General features: G+C 69.0%; 17 protein-coding genes. 9 read left to right on the forward strand and 8 right to left on the reverse strand.

Features of this window, described 5'->3' with window-relative positions:
- Positions 1-89 precede the first annotated feature (89 nt).
- Together ACGFI6_RS01840 and ACGFI6_RS01845 are read right to left on the reverse strand one after the other, a co-directional pair.
- Entirely contained in the window at positions 90-917 is an 828-nt protein-coding gene (locus tag ACGFI6_RS01840) for a TIGR03936 family radical SAM-associated protein (protein ID WP_393114496.1), read from the reverse strand.
- Positions 918-935: 18 nt separating this feature from the next.
- Positions 936-1,436, reverse strand: coding sequence for a DUF1772 domain-containing protein (locus tag ACGFI6_RS01845; RefSeq protein ID WP_393114498.1), 501 nt, complete (start codon positions 1,434-1,436; stop codon positions 936-938).
- Between the two features lie 222 nt (positions 1,437-1,658).
- On the opposite strand from ACGFI6_RS01845, the gene ACGFI6_RS01850 reads away from it, so the two are divergent.
- The gene (locus ACGFI6_RS01850; RefSeq protein WP_393114500.1) at positions 1,659-2,456 is read left to right on the forward strand and encodes a lysophospholipid acyltransferase family protein; all 798 of its coding nucleotides are present in this window, start codon (positions 1,659-1,661) and stop codon (positions 2,454-2,456) included.
- 39 nt (positions 2,457-2,495) lie between these two features.
- The gene (locus ACGFI6_RS01855; RefSeq protein ID WP_393114502.1) at positions 2,496-3,374 is read left to right on the forward strand and encodes a prephenate dehydratase; all 879 of its coding nucleotides are present in this window, start codon (positions 2,496-2,498) and stop codon (positions 3,372-3,374) included.
- 8 nt (positions 3,375-3,382) lie between these two features.
- On the opposite strand, the gene ACGFI6_RS01860 is transcribed toward ACGFI6_RS01855, so the two are convergent.
- Complete coding sequence (locus tag ACGFI6_RS01860) at positions 3,383-3,802, reverse strand: NUDIX domain-containing protein (protein ID WP_393114504.1); 420 nt, start codon at positions 3,800-3,802, stop codon at positions 3,383-3,385.
- A gap of 160 nt (positions 3,803-3,962) precedes the next feature.
- Here ACGFI6_RS01860 and ACGFI6_RS01865 point away from each other — a divergent pair, with 160 nt between their 5' ends.
- The gene (locus ACGFI6_RS01865) at positions 3,963-4,943 is read left to right on the forward strand and encodes a GNAT family N-acetyltransferase (protein WP_393114505.1); all 981 of its coding nucleotides are present in this window, start codon (positions 3,963-3,965) and stop codon (positions 4,941-4,943) included.
- Here the strand turns inward: ACGFI6_RS01865 and ACGFI6_RS01870 are convergent.
- From ACGFI6_RS01870 to ACGFI6_RS01880, 3 genes are read right to left on the reverse strand one after another with little or no spacing between them, the layout of a single operon-like run.
- Positions 4,940-5,230: a hypothetical protein gene (locus ACGFI6_RS01870; RefSeq protein WP_393114507.1), complete on the reverse strand. Its 291-nt coding sequence runs from the start codon at positions 5,228-5,230 to the stop codon at positions 4,940-4,942. The two genes, ACGFI6_RS01865 and ACGFI6_RS01870, sit on opposite strands and share 4 nt — an antisense overlap.
- Positions 5,227-5,838, reverse strand: a complete 612-nt coding sequence (locus tag ACGFI6_RS01875; RefSeq protein WP_393114509.1) for a DedA family protein — start codon at positions 5,836-5,838, stop codon at positions 5,227-5,229. Before ACGFI6_RS01875 ends, ACGFI6_RS01870 begins: the two co-directional genes overlap by 4 nt.
- Entirely contained in the window at positions 5,835-6,407 is a 573-nt protein-coding gene (locus ACGFI6_RS01880; protein WP_393114511.1) for a phosphatase PAP2 family protein, read from the reverse strand. Before ACGFI6_RS01880 ends, ACGFI6_RS01875 begins: the two co-directional genes overlap by 4 nt.
- A gap of 79 nt (positions 6,408-6,486) precedes the next feature.
- Here ACGFI6_RS01880 and ACGFI6_RS01885 point away from each other — a divergent pair, with 79 nt between their 5' ends.
- The 5 genes from ACGFI6_RS01885 (at position 6,487) to ACGFI6_RS01905 (ending at position 13,575) form a co-directional block, all read left to right on the forward strand.
- Positions 6,487-6,837, forward strand: coding sequence for a BlaI/MecI/CopY family transcriptional regulator (locus ACGFI6_RS01885; RefSeq protein WP_393114514.1), 351 nt, complete (start codon positions 6,487-6,489; stop codon positions 6,835-6,837).
- Positions 6,834-7,757: a M56 family metallopeptidase gene (locus ACGFI6_RS01890; RefSeq protein WP_393114517.1), complete on the forward strand. Its 924-nt coding sequence runs from the start codon at positions 6,834-6,836 to the stop codon at positions 7,755-7,757. Before ACGFI6_RS01885 ends, ACGFI6_RS01890 begins: the two co-directional genes overlap by 4 nt.
- Before the next feature lie 239 nt (positions 7,758-7,996).
- Positions 7,997-10,315, forward strand: a complete 2,319-nt coding sequence (locus tag ACGFI6_RS01895) for a M43 family zinc metalloprotease (RefSeq protein WP_393114519.1) — start codon at positions 7,997-7,999, stop codon at positions 10,313-10,315.
- A gap of 678 nt (positions 10,316-10,993) precedes the next feature.
- A complete protein-coding gene (locus tag ACGFI6_RS01900) occupies positions 10,994-12,253 on the forward strand; it encodes a M20/M25/M40 family metallo-hydrolase (RefSeq protein ID WP_393114521.1) in 1,260 nt (419 codons plus the stop codon).
- A 5-nt stretch (positions 12,254-12,258) separates the two neighbouring features.
- Positions 12,259-13,575: an HAD-IA family hydrolase gene (locus ACGFI6_RS01905; RefSeq protein WP_393114523.1), complete on the forward strand. Its 1,317-nt coding sequence runs from the start codon at positions 12,259-12,261 to the stop codon at positions 13,573-13,575.
- 34 nt (positions 13,576-13,609) lie between these two features.
- On the opposite strand, the gene ACGFI6_RS01910 is transcribed toward ACGFI6_RS01905, so the two are convergent.
- On the reverse strand, positions 13,610-15,061 hold the full coding sequence (locus ACGFI6_RS01910; RefSeq protein ID WP_393114525.1) for an MFS transporter: 1,452 nt from the start codon (positions 15,059-15,061) through the stop codon (positions 13,610-13,612).
- Between the two features lie 63 nt (positions 15,062-15,124).
- Between ACGFI6_RS01910 and ACGFI6_RS01915 the strand changes: the two genes are divergently transcribed.
- The gene (locus ACGFI6_RS01915; protein WP_393114527.1) at positions 15,125-15,598 is read left to right on the forward strand and encodes an RrF2 family transcriptional regulator; all 474 of its coding nucleotides are present in this window, start codon (positions 15,125-15,127) and stop codon (positions 15,596-15,598) included.
- A 7-nt stretch (positions 15,599-15,605) separates the two neighbouring features.
- Here the strand turns inward: ACGFI6_RS01915 and ACGFI6_RS01920 are convergent, their stop codons facing one another.
- Positions 15,606-17,537 carry a TIGR03960 family B12-binding radical SAM protein gene (locus ACGFI6_RS01920; RefSeq protein ID WP_393114529.1) on the reverse strand — a complete coding sequence of 644 codons (1,932 nt, stop codon included), beginning with the start codon at positions 17,535-17,537 and terminating at the stop codon, positions 15,606-15,608.
- Between the last annotated feature and the right edge of the window lie 65 nt (positions 17,538-17,602).

Consider the following 17,602-nt stretch of genomic DNA (forward strand, 5'->3'; position numbering starts at 1 on the left):
GGTTCGCCACACCTTGCCCTGGATCCTGCTTTTGGGTATTGCTCGGGCCGCGGGGTGGCGGAAGCCTGCTGGATCCGCTCCGCCCGCGCTCAGGGCACAGAGGGAGCGGCGGCGTCGCCCTCCGCAGTTTGCGTCTGGCGGGGACCTGCCTGGCCGGTCGCGGTCGCCTGGTTGGCGTCGCGGTCACGAGCGAGCGGGTCTTCCACCGTGCCGGTGTCCGTGGTGAGCGGGCCCTGGGCGAGCCTGGTCAAAAGAGCCGGGCCCGTCACCGTGAGCGTCGCTACCTCGAGCACGCCGGCGAGAACGTCGTCGGGTCTCACGGCCGGGGTTCCGTGCCGTAACACCACTTGCAGTATCGCACACGTCGCAACCGACCCCGGTTCACTCGCGACGGTGAGTCGGAGAACGGCAGCCCGACAGTCGAACGAGCGAAGCCCGCGTTTGGTCATGCGCTCGACCAGAATTTCCTCCCGCCCGAGGAACGCCTGCACCGCCGCCGCGGCTGCCTCGGGATCGGCCCCCGGCAACGCGATCCGCCACTCGCTGGCCTCCAGCCGCTCGGCCAGCGCACCCGGCCCCGCGACCACCACCTCGAGCACGTCCAGACCGGGCGGCAGCGCTTCGTCGAGGGCGGCCCGGACCTGTTCGGCGTCCCGCTCGTGTGTGAGCGAGATCTCCAAGTACTCCGCCTCGGAGGCGGCGCCGGTCGGCGCGGCCCCGGCGTACGAGATCTTCGGGTGCGGGCTGAAGCCGTGCGAGAACGCGACCGGCAGCCCGGCGCGCCGGACGGCCCGCTCGAACGCCCGCTGGAAGTCGCGGTGGGAGGTGAATCGCAGCCGCCCCCGCTTGGCGAAGCGCACCCGCAGTTTCTGGACGGCGGGGAGCTGCTGCGAGGGCGGAGCTTGAACTGGTGGCACAGCCGCATTGTGTCAGGCTCAGGGCTGGACCACAGCCTTGCCCGTCAGGAACAGCGCCCAGCCGAGGAACCCGAACGAGACGGTCGCGAGCACCGTACGGACCAGGTTGAACGCCTGCCATTTGGTCTCGTCGAACGCCGCCCGCGCCGCGGCGACGTCGATCGTGGCCGGGTCACCGGCCGCCTTCAGCGCATCGTTCATCGGGACGTTCACCGCCATCGTCACGATCATCGAGATCACGTACAGGACGAAGGCGACCGCGATCCAGGGCAGCGCCTTCTCCTTGAGGCCGAGCAGCCCGGCGAGCAGCGTGAACAGCGCGGCACCGAGGAACCCGAGGCCGAGGAACAGTGGGTTCAGGATCGCCCGGTCGACGGCCTGGAACGCGGTCACGAACGTCCGGTCGTCGGTCGTCGCCAGGCCGGGCATGAACGCGTTCGAGTAGATCGCGTACACCCCGGCCACCAGGCCCGTCGTCATCGTGGCCGCCATCAACGACGCCACCCGCAGTCCGTTCATCTCACTCCCTCGGTACGGCGGGAACTCCCCGCACCACAGAAGCTAGAAGTTCCCGGGGCCCGCGAACATGTCACCGAGACTCACGTCCATGTCCGGACAACTCACTGTTGCCGACGGCAAGAATCGCGGCACCGATTTGAATCCGTGACGGGCGACTGATCCCGTTCCGGGGTGCCGTACGGCATCATGAAGGCTCGGGGAACGCGTGAGGAGAGGACACCGATGACGGAACCGGCACAGTCGCCGCGGCGGGAGCCGGACCCTGCGGTCGTGGATGCCGGGGACGGCGACGGCAAGGGCATCTACTGGATGCTGAAGAACGTGGTGGTCGGGCCGCCGGTGAAGCGGATCTTCCGGCCGAACGTGATCGGCGCCGAGCACGTGCCGCAGACCGGGGCCGCGATCATCGCCAGCAACCACCTCTCGTACGCCGACTGGGTCTTCATGCCGGTGGTGCTGCGGCGGCGGGTGACGTTCGTGGCGAAGTCCGACTACTTCACCGGCGCGGGGATCAAGGGCCGGTTCCAGCGCGGGTTCTTCAAGGGCACCGGGCAGGTGCCGATCGACCGTTCCGGCGGGTCGGCGTCCGAAGGCGCGATGCGGGCCGGGATGAAGGTGCTGGAGCGCGGCGAACTGTTCGGGATCTACCCGGAGGGCACCCGGTCGCACGACGGCCGGCTCTACAAGGGCCGTACCGGGGTCGCGCGGCTCGCGCTGGAGGCGAAGGTGCCGGTGATCCCGTGCGGGGTGATCGGGACCGACGTGGTCGCCCCGCCGGGGAAGATCGTGGCGTCGTTCGCCTCGCCGACCGTGAAGTTCGGCGAGCCGCTGGACTTCTCGCGGTACGAGGGGATGGAGAGCGACCGGCTGATCCTGCGGGCGGTCACCGACGAGATCATGTACAAGATCATGGAGCTGTCCGGCCAGGAGTACATCGACATGTACGCGACCAAGGCCAAGGCGCTCGAGGGCCGCGCAGTCACCGGCGCCCCGGAGAAGGTCCGCAAGACGGACACCTGATCCGGCTTGTGAGACAGCGGGGGTCTACGCTGGGAGATCGTGGACGGACCGATCGCTTACCAGGGTGAGCCAGGCGCCAACTCGGCGATGGCGTGCACCGACATGTTCCCGGACCGCGAGCAGCTGCCCTGCACGACGTTCGAGGACGCCCTCGAGGCGGTCACGAGCGGACGTGCCGGCCTCGCGATGATCCCGGTGGACAACTCGATCGCAGGCCGGGTCGCGGACATCCACCACCTGCTGCCGGAGTCCGGCCTGCACATCGTCGGCGAGTACTTCCTGCCGATCCACTTCCAGCTGCTCGGTGTTCCCGGGACGTCCCTGGACCAGATCCGTACCGTACGCAGCCACGTGCACGCGCTCGGGCAGTGCCGCAAGATCATCCGCGAGCACGGATGGTCGACGGTGGTCGCCGACGACACCGCAGGGGCTGCCCGCGAGGTGTCCGAGCTCGGCGATCCCACGGTGGCGTCGCTGTCGCCGCGAGCCGCCGCCGAGCTGTACGGGCTGGACACGCTGGCGTCGGACGTCGAGGACGAGCACCACAACACGACCCGCTTCCTCGTACTGTCGCGTGAGCCCGAGGTACCGCCGGTGGACTCCGGCCCCGTCATCACCTCGTTCGTGTACCGGGTACGGAACGTGTCGGCCGCGCTGTACAAGGCGCTCGGCGGGTTCGCCACGAACAGCGTCAACATGACCAAGCTGGAGTCGTACCAGCTCGGCGGCATGTTCTTCGCGACCCAGTTCTACGCCGATATCGAAGGTCACCCCGAGGAGCCGAACGTCGCGCTCGCCCTCGAGGAGCTCGCCTTCTTCTCGGTGGAAGTACGCATCCTCGGCGTCTACCCGGCCAACGAGTTCCGCGCCCAAATAGCCGAACCAGCCGCCAACCGAGCCCTCCGCCCCCACCACTAGTTCATCCGCTAGCCGGCGAGCGTCAGCACCTCAGCCACGGCGGCGCTTAGGCGGGTTCTGTTGCCACTGTGGAGGTTGAACCACTCCGCACCACCGGTGTCCGCCGACGGACCGGGGCGACAGACGCTGGGTAGGCGTGGAAGGTCCTGAAAGACGCCACGGTGGTGAAAGTCAATGGGCTCGCCGGTCGACGAGTGGTGGACGTGGATGCTGAACGGCTTGAACTCGCTGGTGACCGGTAGGACCAGGCCGAGTTCTTCGTGGAGTTCGCGTTGGAGGGTTTGGGGCCAGGACTCGCCTGGCTCGGGGGTGCCGCCGGGGAGGTCGAGCAGGCCGGTGTAGGGGCCGCGGACCTTGTGGACCAGGAGGATCCGGTCGCCGTCGCGGATCCGCGCGTAGACCCCGAAGTGGTGCTGCGCTGCCGGCATCCCGCGATGCTAGCTGCGCTAAGGACAGGATGTGTTGGTCCGGCACCTAGTGCACTTGAGCGTGAACGGCGTTGTGCGTACAGCGTCTCGCGGGTGCACTACCTGTCCTTAGCGAGGAAATCGAGAGCGTGCGTGGGTGCAGGGCGCATAGGGTCGGCGGATGGAGATTGTGGGTGTGGACGGGCGGGATGCCGGGGTGTTTCGGCGGTTCTACGAGGTGAAGTTCGGGGTTCGGCGGGAGGAGCTGGAGTTCCCGGTCGGGATGGGGCTGGAGGAGGCCCGGGTGATGATGGCTCGGGAGCAGGGTGAGGTACGGGCCGAGGGGCTCGGGCTGGTCGACGGGGATGTCTGGCTGGGCGTCGCGTGGCTGGACTGGTGGCTGGTCGGGAACACCGACACCGTGGACGTGGAACTGGCTGTCGTGCCCGAGCACCGGCGGCGTGGCGTGGCGAGCCGCCTGCTCGAGACCACGATCGCGAAGGCGCGGCACGAGGGCCGGCGAATCGTGTCGGGGACGAACATGGCGGGCGATCCGGTGACCGGCGAGAGCCCGGGTACGGCGTTCGCCCGGCAGCGCGGGTTCGTGAAGAAGCATGCCGAGCTGCACCAGGTCGCCGAGCTGCCGATGGACAACCTCCCCGAGCAGCCCGTCGACGGGTACGAGATCGTGCAGTGGCGCGAGCACGCGCCGGACGAGTGGGTCGAGCAGTTCGCCGCGCTGCTGACCGGGATGAGCGAGGACATCCCGAGTGGCGACCGTACGTCCGAGATCGTCCGCTGGACGCCCGAGCTGGTCCGGGACGCCGAGGCGCGCCGCCTTGCTCAAGGGCGCTTCACCTACACCACGGCCGCCGTACATACCGCATCCGGCGAACTGACAGCGTTCACAGAGATGGGCGGTACGCCCGAAACACCGGACCGGCTCGGCCAGTACGGCACGTACGTACGCCGGGATCATCGCGGCAACGGCCTAGGTATCGCGGTGAAGGCGCCGAACCTCCGCGCCCTCCAGGCCGGCGTCGCTCGCCCCGCTGTACTCCACACCTCGAACGCGCCCGAGAACGCCCCGATGATCGCCGTCAACACCAAGCTGGGCTTCCGCCCTGTCGCTCAACGCACCATGTGGGAACGCGAAATCTAGGCGTCGCGGATCAGGTGCCAGACGCCGGTGACGGTCAGCGCGGACAGTGCCAGTGCGGCGAGCTCATCGCGAAGCTCCCGGCGTACTTCGGAGTTGTCGCCGGCGCAGTCCGCGAGGTGCAGGATCTGGGCGCGGCCGGAGTGATGTTCACCGGCGCAGAGGACGACTTCGGTGCTGACGGCGTGGATCTGGCCGCGGTGCTGGATCGCGTCCGGGAAGGCCCAGGCGAGCAGTACGAGGAAGGCGGCGCCGGTGAGCATCAGCCAGGCCAGGAGTCTCCGCGTCATCCGACCCGCTCCGCCCGATGCCGGCGTACCCGCCAGACCACGATCGCGGCCACGACGACGGCCACCACGACCAGCGCTGCGACGCGGCCGAACGTCTTCTCCACGCGGGTGTAGGAGTTGCCGGCCAGGTACCCGACCAGTACGACAGCGGTCCCCCACACGATCCCGCCGGCCGCGTTGAACGTCAGGAACTTCAGGTACCGCATCCCCGACATCCCTGCCAGCGCAGGCATCGTGGCCCGGAAGAACGCGACGAACCGACCCAGGAAGACCGCCGTACCGCCGCGCTCGGCAAGCATCCGGCGCGCCGACTCGAGTCGCTCGCCGCGCCGCTTCACGAACCGGCTCGCCAGCAGCCGCGGACCGAAGTAGCGCCCGATCTCGAACCCGACGGTGTCCCCGAGGATCGCGGCACCGATCACCACGATCAGGATCACCGCGAGCGACGTGTGACCGAGCGCGGCCGTCACACCACCGAGGACCGCGGCCGTCTCCCCCGGCAGAACGAACCCGACGAACAACGCATCCTCGGCGAACACCAGCAGACCGACCATCGCGTAGACGGCGATCCCGTGCAGACCGAGCAGCCAGTCCGTCAGCCCTTTCATGACAGCAGAACCGCCCGCAAGCGGGTGCCTGCAACCAGTTCCACGAACCAGGTCAGCGCTCGCCGAACGAGCAACCAGGTGCCAACGGCAACAATTGCGCCGAGCAACAGTCCGGCCAGTACGTCGGCCGGATAATGGGCCGCGATGTAGACCCGGGTGGCGGCCATCAGTACCGCGGCCGCCGCGGCGACGATCCCGAGCCGCCGGTTCACGATCCAGACACCGGCCGCGACCGCGCCGGCCATCGTCGCGTGGTCCGACGGGAACGACGGGTCGGTACTGCGGTTCGCGAGCACCAGGATGCCGGGCAGCGACGTGTACGGGCGGGCCTCGTGAACCGCCTGCACGATCGGTTGGTTGACTGCCACAGCCAACAGCGTCGCACCTCCCGCGCTGATCGCCGCAACCACCCCCGCGACCCGGCCCGCGCGCCGCGCGATCCACCATCCGGCGAGCAGCAGTACGGCGAACAGCGCGATGCCGTACGCCGCGAACGCCTGCGCGGGTGCGTGCAGCCACGGGGTGGCCCGGGCGAACGCGTTGACCTGCTCGAACGACCACTGATTCACACTGGATCCCATCTACTACAATTCAGGTAGTAGATTGATGCTACTACGTTCTTTGTAGTAACAGTGAGGAGAAGCGGCGATGAGTCGTGCCCGGGGCGATCTCGAGCAGCAGGTGTTCGCCGCGCTCGCCGCGGACGGCGGCGCGATGACCACGTCTGACGTCCGGGACGCGCTCGGTGGCGGGCTGGCGTACACGACTGTGATGACGGTGCTCGGCCGGATGGCCGCCAAGGGCCTGGCGACGCGGCAGCAGGTCGGCCGCTCGTACGCGTACACCGCTGTCGTCGACTCGGCCGAGGTCGCCGCGCATCAGCTCCACCGATTGCTGGATGAGCGCGGCGATCGTGCCGCCGTCCTGACCCGGTTCGCGCGCGGCCTGTCCCCCGAGGAGTCGCAGCTCCTCGTCGACCTCCTCCAGGACTCCGAATGACCACGGCGGCCGTCCTCGGCCTGATCGCGATCGTCGGGTACGCGCTGCTCGCACCGATCGCGAGCCGGCGACTCGCGCCGTCGGTCGCGACCAAGCTGCTCGTGGCCGGCAATCTGCTCTCGGCAGCCAGTGGCGTGTTCATCTTGGCCGTGCTGGCCTTCACCTGGATCGGGCAATTCCCGCTGGTTGCTCAGCGCGGCGCCTGGTCCCCCGCGGCGCTCCACAGCGACAGCCCGGTCCCGGCCTGGCCGGCCGCGCTCGCCGGTTGTCTTGTGCTGCTCGCGCTGTTCTCGGTGCTCGTCACGGGCCTCCGCCAGATGCGTGCGCTCGTCGAGGTCCATCGTGCCTGCCGTGGGCTCACCGCGGTCGGCGATCTCGTCGTACTCGACGACGAGCGTCCCGATGCGTTCAGTACGCCGCAGCCCGCGGGACGGGTGATCGTGACGAGCGGTCTGCTCCGCGCGCTCGATCCGCGCCAACGCGACGTACTGCTGGCCCACGAGAAGGCACACCTCCTGCACCATCACGCCTGGTGGAACCTCGCCGCCGGCCTGACCGCCGCGGTCAATCCGGTCCTGCGTCCCGCGGCCCGGGCCGCCGCGACCGCGGTCGAGCGCTGGGCCGACGAGGATGCCGCCCGCGCCGTCGGCGACCGCCGACTCGTGGCGACGACGCTGGTGCGGGTCGCCCAACTGCAGACGCGTTTCGCCCACCCGGCGTCCGTCGTCGCGGCGACCGGCGGCGATCTGGAGACGCGCGTCCGCGCCCTGCTCGCGCCGCCGCCGCGTCCCCGGCCGCTGGTGATCGCGGCGCTGATCGCCGTGTTCGCGGTCGGTGCGCTGCCGGCCGCCGCGGTGCAGCACACCGGCGAGCGGCTCTTCGAGCACGCCGAGCGGCCGGTCGCCGGGCAACACACCTGATTGCTTGAAAATCCCCAACCTTGTAAGGGATCCCGGCGAATCTCACTGCCGGTGCGCGAGGGGTTGTGCACGGCCCGTGATGCGCGGATCGTAAATCGCAGAGCAGTGACTTGGGGGCCGGCTGTTCGGTGGGGGAAGACGGTGGGACCGTCTTCGGTCGAGGGGTGCGCTGGGGGTGATCGCTTCGGTTCGGCGTACCCGCGCCGACCTGCTCCGGTGCCCCCGCGGAAGGGGGAGAAATGCCCAGGAAGGCCAACGGGCGAGCGGACAAGCACCGCGACGAGTACCGGATGCCAGGCGAGGCGGCCGGGCCGAACGGGCACGCCACGAACGCATCGCCCGCGGACGGCGGGATGTCGGCGGGCGGCGGGATGCCGGCGGCGGGGGCTCCGGAGAGCGGTAGCAGTACGACGAGCATGAGCGGCGGCGGGTCGCCGGCCGCGGACATGGGCGGTGGCGGATCACCCGCGGCCGACATGGGCGCCGGCGGATCACCGGCGGCGAACATGAGTGGCGGTACGCCCAGCGGTCTCGGGATGAGTGGCGACGGTACGCCGAGTGGTGCCGGTATGAGCGGCGCGACCGACGACAGCCGTACGGAGACCCCTTCGCGACGCCAGTGCGGCGTGATGGACGTCCACCGGCGACTGCTGTCGACATCTCCGGCGTACGCCGCGGCGCGGTCCGCGCTCGAAACGGCGACGATCGGCTACCTCGCCGGTGCGCAACGGTTCGCCGGGATCGCGCGGATCCCGGTCGTCGTGCACGTCGTCTGGAACACCAACGCACAGAACATCGCGCAGGCCCAGATCGACAGCCAGCTCGACGTACTGAACCGCGACTACCGCGCCACCAACCCGGACACCAGCATCGTGCCGAGCGTCTTCAGCGGCCTGATCGCGGACTCGATGGTCGAGTTCTTCCTGGCCACGGAGGACCCGAACGGAAACCCGACGAGCGGCGTGACCCGGACCCAGACGAGTACGGCGTCGTTCTCCACCGACGACAAGGTGAAGGCGACGGCGACCGGCGGGATCGATCCGTGGCCGACCGACAAGTACCTGAACATCTGGGTGTGCCAGCTGGGCGGCGGCCTGCTCGGGTACGCGCAGTTCCCGGGCGGCCCGGCGGAGACCGACGGTGTGGTCATCCTGCACAGCGGGTTCGGTACGAACGGTACGGCGGCGGCGCCGTTCGACCTCGGCCGTACGACGACGCACGAGGTCGGGCACTACCTGAACCTGTTCCACATCTGGGGCGACGACGGCAGCGGCTGCAGCGGCAGTGACGAGTGCGCCGACACCCCGAACGCGGCCGGCCCGAACTTCGGCGTACCGACGTTCCCGCACGTGACCTGCAGCAACGGGCCGAACGGGGACCTGTTCTACGACTACATGGACTACACCGACGACCGTGGCATGGTCATGTTCACCACGGATCAGGTCGCCCGGATGCAGGCGACGCTGGACACCGTTCGCAAGGACCTCGCAACAGTCGGCTCGGCAGGCACCCCGGAACCGGCCGGCTCGGTGGTGGCCTGGGGCGCGAACCGGCTGGACACATTCGTGCTCGGCACCGACCTCGCGATGTATCACAAGTGGTGGGACGGATCGGCCTGGGGACCGTCCGTCGCCGGCTACGAGTACCAGGGTGGTATCTGCATGAGCGCTCCTGAAGTCGCGTCCTGGGCGCCGAACCGGCTGGACGCGTTCGTACTCGGCACCGATCGGGCGCTCTACCACAAGTGGTGGGACGGCTCGGCCTGGAACGGGTACGAGTACCTCGGCGGGGTCTGTATGAGTCCGCCGCGGCTGGCGACCTGGGGCCCGGATCGGTTGGACGCGTTCGTCCTCGGTACGGATCGGGCGCTCTACCACAAGTGGTGGGACGGCTCTGCGTGGAACGGGTACGAATACCTCGGCGGGATCTGCATGAGTCCGCCCGAGGTCGTTGCCTGGGGCCCGGATCGGCTGGATGCGTTCGTACTGGGGACGGACAACGCGGTCTATCACAAGTGGTGGGACGGGTCGTCGTGGAACGGGTACGAGTACCTCGGCGGCGTCTGCACCTCACCGCCGCGAGTCGTTGCCTGGGGCCCTGATCGGCTGGACATGTTCGTGATCGGGACCGATTCGGCGCTGTACCACAAGTGGTGGGACGGCTCGACGTGGAACGGCTGGGAGTACATGGGCGGTGTCTGCACGACCGCGCCGACCGTCGTCTCGTGGGGCTCCGACCGGCTCGACGTGTTCGTACTCGGGACGGATTCCGCGCTGTACCACAAGTGGTGGGACGGAAGCGCCTGGGGACCGTCGCTGACCGGGTACGAGTACATGGGCGGGATCTGCACCGACGAGCCGCGCGTGGTCTCGTGGGACGCGAACCGGCTGGACGTGTTCGTCACCGGCACCGACAAGCAGCTGTACCACAAGTGGTGGGACGGAACCGCCTGGGGACCGTCGATCACCGGGTACGAGGCGCTCGGCGGCGTGATCAGCGACTTCAAGGTCACGATCCCCGAATCGCCCGCCACGATCGGACAGGCGGTGGGGATCTGACAACCACACCGGTCGGGCGCTGGACGCACTCCTTCGAGGAGGACCACGACGGAATCACCGTCTACCGCCGCGACGACTACGCCTTCCCGCCGGCCCGCGGCCGGCGGGGAGTCGAGTTACGCCCCGACGGCACCCTCATCGAGTACGCAATAGGCCCCGCCGACGCCCCCACCCCCCAACCCCCCGGCCACTGGACCCCCACCGGCCGCCTAACCCGCCCCACCTCCGCGAGCACCGGCACCAGCAACGCCGGCAGCACGGGCCAAATCGTCACCACAACCCCCGACCGCCTAGAAATCACCTGGCAAGAATGACCGGCCCCACCCCAACGACCCGACCCAGGAGCGGGGCGGGAGCGGAGCGGGGGCGGGGGCGGGCGGGGGCGGTCCGTTAGGACTTTGTGCACCGGATCCGTACGCCCGGCGCGCCGCAGTGCGGATCCGGTGCACAAAGTGCCCCGCTCTCAACGGCTTGGGGTTGGCGCTTGGGTTGGGCGCTTGGGGTTGGGCGCTTGGGGTTTTGCGGTGTGGGTTGGGCGGTGGTGGCCGTGGGGGTGGGTGGAGCTAGGCGAGAGGAGCGATGATGGCTGTGGGAGCTGTGCGTTATCTGGTTGTGCCGACTGAGGATGTTGCTGGGGGTGCGCAGGCGGCTCGGTTCGGGGAGAAGACTGTTCTCTGGGTGCCGGCTGAGCAGCGGCTCGGGCGGGCCTCACGGACTGTGCCTGGGTTGCTGCTCGTTACGCAGGTCGGGCGGAGCTTCCAGGACGAGTACCCGGAGGTCACGCCGTTGCTCGATCGCGGGCGGCATCTGGTGATCTCGTCCGCCGACCGGCCCCGGCGCCGTTCGAACCACTGCTGGCGGATCGACGTACTGCGGGCCGGCATGAGGATCGTCGACAATCCGACTGTCGGCATTGCGCGTGCCGACCCTGTGGTCGCGGAGTTGGTGGCCGACGTGTCCACAGCGTCGTACCAGAGCGACCTGACCTGGCTGGCGAGCCTGCCGACGAGGCACTCGTTGAGTACGACGTTCACCCAGGCAATGGACTTCGCCGCCGACCGATTGGTTGCCCTCGGCTACCAAGTACGCAGGATGCCGATCACGGTAGGCGCCGGCCAATCCACCAACCTGATCGCCGACCGCCCAACCACCCGGGCGGACGGTGAGCGAGCGGACGATGCGCGGGATGAGAAAGGGCTGGTGATTGTTTGCGCTCACCTGGACTCGATCAACATCGCGGGTGGTCCGGGTGCGCCCTCGCCGGGTGCGGACGACAACGGCAGTGGTTCGGCAGGGGTGTTGGAGCTTGGTCGATTGTTGACAAACCGATTGTGGAAGAACGACCTTCGGCTGATCCTCTTCGGCGGCGAGGAGGAGGGCCTGTTCGGCAGCAAGCAGTACGTCGCCACGCTGCCGCAAACGGAGCGCGCCCGGGTCCGCGCCGTACTGAACATGGACATGATCGCGACGAAGAACACCGCGACCCCCACCGTTCTCCTGGAAGGTGCTCAGGTCTCGGCCGACCAGATCAACGCACTCGCGACCGCCGCGGCGACGTACACCGGGCTGAAGGTCGAGACCTCGCTGAACCCGTTCGCCAGCGACCACGTGCCGTTCATCAACGCGGCGATGCCGGCCGTCCTGACCATCGAGGGTGGGGACAGCGCGAACGGCCACATCCACTCCGCGAACGACACCTTGAACTTCATCGACTACCCGCTCGCCACCGAGATCCTCCGGATGAACATCGCCGCCCTGGCGGGCTGGCTCGAACCAGCAGCCGTTGCCCACCGACCCCGGCCAGCGGGCTCGGTGGTCTCCTGGGGACCCGGCCGGATCGACGTCTTTGCGGTCGGTATGGATTCCGCCTTGCACCACAAGCCGTTCGACGGCGCCTGGCACGACTTCGAGACCCTGGGCGGTGGTGTCTTAAGCTGACAGGTATGTGGAGCCCGAATGCGCGTGATGTTGGCGGACTTCCGACCCGGTACGGGGTGCCGACGCGCTCCCGGGCGCTGCTCCGGAGCGAACTCCTCGAAGCTGCCTCCCGTGGCGAGCTCGAACAGCTCGGCGCCGGCCTGATCCTCGATCTACGGTCCGACTGGGAGCTGAAGCAACCACATCCGCTCGACGGCACACCGGCGTACCGGCGGATCCCGTGGATCGATCCGGAGGCCGAGAAGCTGCGCGACCCGGACGCCGAGCCGCGGCTGCTCGATGTCTACCGCAACAGCCTGACGCGCAACGCCGCCCACATCGCCGAAATCTTCGCGGCGATCGCCGACGTGCCGGCGGACCGGCCGGTCGTCGTGCACTGCAAGTCGGGCAAGGACCGTACCGGGCTGACGGTCGCGGTCATGCTGGAGCTGGCCGGCGTACCGCGGTCCGAGATCGCCGCCGACTACGCGGTGAGCGAGGTCAACCTGGGGACGCAGGACGGTCCGGAGTTCGGGCGGACCCGTCCCGAGACGATCCTCGGTTCGCTCGAGCATCTCGACGGACTTGGCGGAGTGCATGCGTACCTGTCCTGGCTCGGGCTGAGCGCGGGACAGATCCACCGGCTCGCGACCCGCCTGCTGCCGGCCGACGTACCGGCGATCGTCTTCGACTTCGACGGTCTGCTGATGGACACCGAGACGACGATGGTCACGAGCTGGCAGGCCGAGTGGGCGTACCACGGGCTCGAGCTCGACCTGAACGGGTTCTGGCCCGGCCACGGCGGTGACATCAGCGAGGAGCGGTACGCGATCCTCGCCGCGGCGGTCGGCACCGGGTACGACCGGACCGCGAGCCACGCGCGCCGGCTCGCGCACCGCGAACGGATGCATGCCGACCTCGACTTCCGCCCGGGAATCCTCGACTGGATCGCGGAAGCGCGCGAACTCGGCGTCGACATCGGGATCGCGAGCAGCTCGCCGCGCGCCTGGGTGCTCGGCCATCTGGAACGGGTCGGCGCGGTCGGGCTCTTCGACCAGATCGTCACCGGCGATGAGGTCGCGACCCACAAACCGGACCCGGCGATCTACGAGCTCGCCCTGCATCGCCTCGGCGTACCGTGGGCGATCGCCGTCGAGGACACCCCGCACGGCATCGCGGCCGCACAAGCAGCCGGGATGTACGCGGTCGCCGTACCGAACCCGTACGTCACCCCCGCAGCCGTCCAGGCCGCCGACCTGGTCCTGACCAGCGCCGACGACCTCCTCCTCACCGAACTACTGCTCTCAGCAGGCTCAAAAGCGTCCACGCTCATCACCGACTGACCTGACGCGGCGGTTTCGCAGACGGGCGCACTGCTCAGCGCTGAGGATGGACGGCAGCCCGCCGGTGGGCTGCCACCCCGTAGCCGACGGCAGCAGCGACGGACAGCGCCAGTACGGCGTTCACCGTGCAGGCCCATGCCATGCCGACCCCTGCGCCATGCTCGGCTGCCGCGAAGTAGATGGTGCCGACCGACGCCACGCCTGCCGCACTGCCGAACTGCTGGGTCGTCGTGAGTGCGCCCGCTGCGGCTCCCGCGTGGTGCGGCGGCACGTCTCGCAGCGCCGCGCCGATCAGTGCGGGAAGGATGAGGCCGTTGCCGAAGCTGATCGCCGCGGTGATCAGAACGATGACCGCAACCGACGTATCGGCGCCGCCCGTCGCCGTGACCGCAGCCAGCGCGGCCAGGCCGGCGGCGGCCAGCAGGCAGCCGCCGATCAGCACGGATGATCCGTACCGGACCGCGAGGCGTGGCGCGAGCAACGCGCTCACCGAGAACGTCAGGCCGGCCGGCACGAAGACGAGGCCCGCCTCGAACGCCCCGAGCCCGAGACCGCCCTGCAGCAGCAGCGCCAGCGTGAACATGTAACTGGGGAAATACAGCATGAAGGCCAGGTTCGACAGGACGCCCGAGCGAAACGACACGGCGCGGAACAGCGAAAGCTCCAGCAGCGGCTGACCACCGCGCCGGTACAGCGTTTGCTGCCACCGCAGGGTCACCGCCAGAGCCGGTACCGACGCGGCCATCGAGATCCAGGCCCACAGCGGCCATCCAGCGGCGCGACCAACCGTCAGCGGCACCAGCAGCAGACCGAGCCCGACTGCGAGGCCCAACGCGCCGAGCGGGTCGAGTTTGGCGTTGGCGCCCCGGCCAGGCTCTCTGGGCGGCAGGACCCGCCGGGCGAAGAGCGCACCGAGCACACCGATCGGCACGTTGATCAGGAAGATCAGGCGCCACCCGAGGCCGGCCAGATCCGCGGTGACGAGCAGACCACCGAGCACCTGACCCGCGATCGAGCCGACGCCACCGGCTACGCCGAACCAAGCCATCGCCCGGGCACGGCCGTGACCGGACGAACCGGACGAACCGGACGAGATCAGCGCCAGCACCTGCGGGAGCATGAGTGCTGCCGCGAGTCCTTGACCGAGCCGCGCACTGATCAGTTGCCCCGGGCTGACAGCGAGGCCGCACAGGGCCGACGTCACGGCGAACGCGATCATCCCGCTCACGAAGAGCCGCCGGTACCCGAACAGGTCGCCGAGCCGGCCCCCCAGCACCAGCGCGCCGGCGTAGGCGAATGCATAGCCCCCGACCACGAGCTCCAGCTCGGCTTCGGAAGCCTGCAGATCGAGCCGGATCGACGGCGCGGCCACGTTCACCACGAAGAAGTCGAACTGGGCCATGAAGGTGCCCGTCAGCAGCGCAACGAGGACCGCTGCACGGACCGTGCGATGACCAGCGTCGGGATCGACGTCAAGGCGACTCATGGTGAACATATCTATCATAGATACGCATTAACCACTATATCCATGAAGTGCTACCGTTCCGGGATGAAACTGTCCCAGGGTGTGGAGTGGATGCTGCACAGCGTCGCGGTGATCGCCCAGGCGCCTCCGGGCGTCGCGGTGGCACGCCGCGTGCTCGCGGAGAACTACGACCTGCCCGAGGCCTATCTCGCCAAGCACCTCAAGGCCCTGGTGCGGGCCGGCATCCTGGTTGCGACCACCGGACCGACCGGCGGGTTCCGGCTCGCGCGCGCGCCGGAACAGATCACGGCGCTGGACATCGTCGAGGCGATCGAGGGCAGCGCCTCACCGTTCACCTGTCAGGAGATCCGGCAGCGGGGGCTTGCGGCGACCCCGCCGGAGCTGTGTCGCCGGCCGTGCGGGGTCTCCGCGGTGATGGATCGCGCGCACCAGGCGTGGCGCTCGACGCTGCGGGAAGTCACCGTTGTCGACTTAGTCAAACTGACGCCAAAGCCGCTGCGCGACGAGCTCGCCGCCCGGCTGGGGGCGGCCCGCTGACAGCGGCTCAGACGACAGACAGCGGCAGGAGCTTCTTGCCGGTCGGGCCGATCTGGATCTCCGTGCCCATCTGAGGACACACGCCACAGTCGAAGCAGGGGGTCCAGCGGCAGTCTTCGACCTCGATGGCGCCGTCTTCCTCGAGGGAGTCCTGCCAGTCCTCCCAGAGCCAGTCGCGGTCCAGGCCCGAGTCCAGGTGGTCCCACGGCAGGACTTCGGCGTACTCGCGCTCGCGCGTCGTGTACCAGGCGAGGTCAACGGGCTCGTCGGCCAGCGCGCGCTCGGTGCACTCGATCCAGCGGTCGTACGAGAAGTGCTCGCTCCACCCGTCGAAACGGCCGCCGTCGCGCCAGACGGCCTCGATCGCCCGGCCGACCCGGCGGTCGCCGCGGGACAGCAGGCCTTCGATGATGCCGGGCTTGCCGTCGTGGTACCGGAAGCCGATCGCCTTCGCGTAGCTCTTGTTCGAGCGGATCGCGGCGCCGAGCTTCGCCAGCCGCGCGTCGGTCTCCTCGGCGCCGAGCTGCGCGGCCCACTGGAACGGGGTGTGCGGCTTCGGTACGAACCCGCCGATCGACACCGTGCAACGGATGTCGCGGCGGCCGGACACCTCACGACCGGTCTCGATCACGCGCTTCGCCAGGTCGGCGATCGCCAGCACGTCCTCGTCGGTCTCGGTCGGCAGGCCGACCATGAAGTACAGCTTCACCTGCCGCCAGCCGTGGCTGTACGCCGCCGCGACCGTCCGGATCAGGTCCTCCTCGGTGACCATCTTGTTGATCACCTTGCGCATCCGGTCCGACCCGCCCTCGGGCGCGAACGTCAGCCCACTGCGCCGTCCGTTGCGGGAGAACTCGTTGGCGAGAGTGATGTTGAACGCGTCGACCCTCGTCGACGGCAACGACAGTGAGACGTTGCTGCCCTCGTACTGGTCGCCGAGGCCCTTCGCGACCTCCGCGATCTCGCTGTGGTCGGCCGACGACAGGCTGAGCAGACCGACCTCCTCGAAGCCGGACTGCTTGAGCCCGTTCTGCACCATGTCGCCGATCGTGGTGATGCTGCGCTCACGCACCGGGCGGGTGATCATGCCCGCCTGGCAGAACCGGCAGCCGCGCGTACAGCCGCGGAAGATCTCCACGGAGTACCGCTCGTGCACGGTCTCGGCGAGCGGGACCAGCGGCTTCTTCGGGTACGGCCACGCGTCGAGGTCCATGACCGTGTGCTTCGCGGTCCGGAACGGTACGCCGGGGCGGTTCGGGGTGACGCGCTGGATCCGGCCGTCGGCCAGGTAGTCCACGGTGAAGAACTTCGGGATGTAGACGCCGCCGGACTTCGCCAGCCGCAGCAGCACCTCGTCGCGACCGCCCGGGCGGCCCTCGTCCTTCCACTCCCGGATCACCTCGGAGATCGCCAGCACGATCTCCTCGCCGTCACCCAGGACGGCGGCGTCGATGAAGTCGGCGATCGGCTCCGGGTTGAACGCGGCATGCCCGCCGGCCAGCACGATCGGGTCCTCGTCGGTCCGGTCGACGGCGTGCAGCGGGATGCCGGCCAGGTCCAGCGCGGTCAGCATGTTCGTGTAGCCGAGCTCGGTCGAGAACGACAGCCCGAACACGTCGAACGCCCGCACCGGCCGGTGGCTGTCGAGCGTGAACTGCGGGATCGCGTCCTCCCGCATCATCTTCTCCATGTCCGGCCAGACGGAGTACGTCCGCTCGGCCAGGATGTGGTCGCGCTCGTTCAGCACCTCGTACAGGATCTGGACGCCCTGGTTCGGCAGACCGACCTCGTACGCGTCCGGGTACATCAGCGCCCAGCGCACACTGACCGCGTCCCACTCCTTGCTGACCGAGTTCAGTTCACCCCCGACGTACTGGATCGGCTTCTGCACACCCGGCAGCAACGCCTCCAGGCGGGGAAACAGCGATTCAACAGTCATAGCAACTTCCAGTCAGCGGTCCAGAGCACCCACCAGCCTAACGCCGCCCCCCTCCACCCCCGGAA

The sequence above is a fragment of the Kribbella sp. NPDC048928 genome (assembly GCF_043197975.1).
In the GTDB taxonomy this organism is placed as follows: domain Bacteria; phylum Actinomycetota; class Actinomycetes; order Propionibacteriales; family Kribbellaceae; genus Kribbella.

Coding starts and splice junctions, on each gene's coding strand:
- ACGFI6_RS01845 (WP_393114498.1), bottom strand. CDS start 1,436: ATGAACGGACTGCGGGTGGCGTCGTTGATGGCGGCCACGATGACGACG.
- ACGFI6_RS01850 (WP_393114500.1), top strand. CDS start 1,659: ATGACGGAACCGGCACAGTCGCCGCGGCGGGAGCCGGACCCTGCGGTC.
- ACGFI6_RS01860 (WP_393114504.1), bottom strand. CDS start 3,802: ATGCCGGCAGCGCAGCACCACTTCGGGGTCTACGCGCGGATCCGCGAC.
- ACGFI6_RS01865 (WP_393114505.1), top strand. CDS start 3,963: ATGGAGATTGTGGGTGTGGACGGGCGGGATGCCGGGGTGTTTCGGCGG.
- ACGFI6_RS01870 (WP_393114507.1), bottom strand. CDS start 5,230: ATGACGCGGAGACTCCTGGCCTGGCTGATGCTCACCGGCGCCGCCTTC.
- ACGFI6_RS01875 (WP_393114509.1), bottom strand. CDS start 5,838: ATGAAAGGGCTGACGGACTGGCTGCTCGGTCTGCACGGGATCGCCGTC.
- ACGFI6_RS01885 (WP_393114514.1), top strand. CDS start 6,487: ATGAGTCGTGCCCGGGGCGATCTCGAGCAGCAGGTGTTCGCCGCGCTC.
- ACGFI6_RS01890 (WP_393114517.1), top strand. CDS start 6,834: ATGACCACGGCGGCCGTCCTCGGCCTGATCGCGATCGTCGGGTACGCG.
- ACGFI6_RS01895 (WP_393114519.1), top strand. CDS start 7,997: ATGCCCAGGAAGGCCAACGGGCGAGCGGACAAGCACCGCGACGAGTAC.
- ACGFI6_RS01905 (WP_393114523.1), top strand. CDS start 12,259: ATGTGGAGCCCGAATGCGCGTGATGTTGGCGGACTTCCGACCCGGTAC.
- ACGFI6_RS01910 (WP_393114525.1), bottom strand. CDS start 15,061: ATGAGTCGCCTTGACGTCGATCCCGACGCTGGTCATCGCACGGTCCGT.
- ACGFI6_RS01915 (WP_393114527.1), top strand. CDS start 15,125: ATGAAACTGTCCCAGGGTGTGGAGTGGATGCTGCACAGCGTCGCGGTG.
- ACGFI6_RS01920 (WP_393114529.1), bottom strand. CDS start 17,537: ATGACTGTTGAATCGCTGTTTCCCCGCCTGGAGGCGTTGCTGCCGGGT.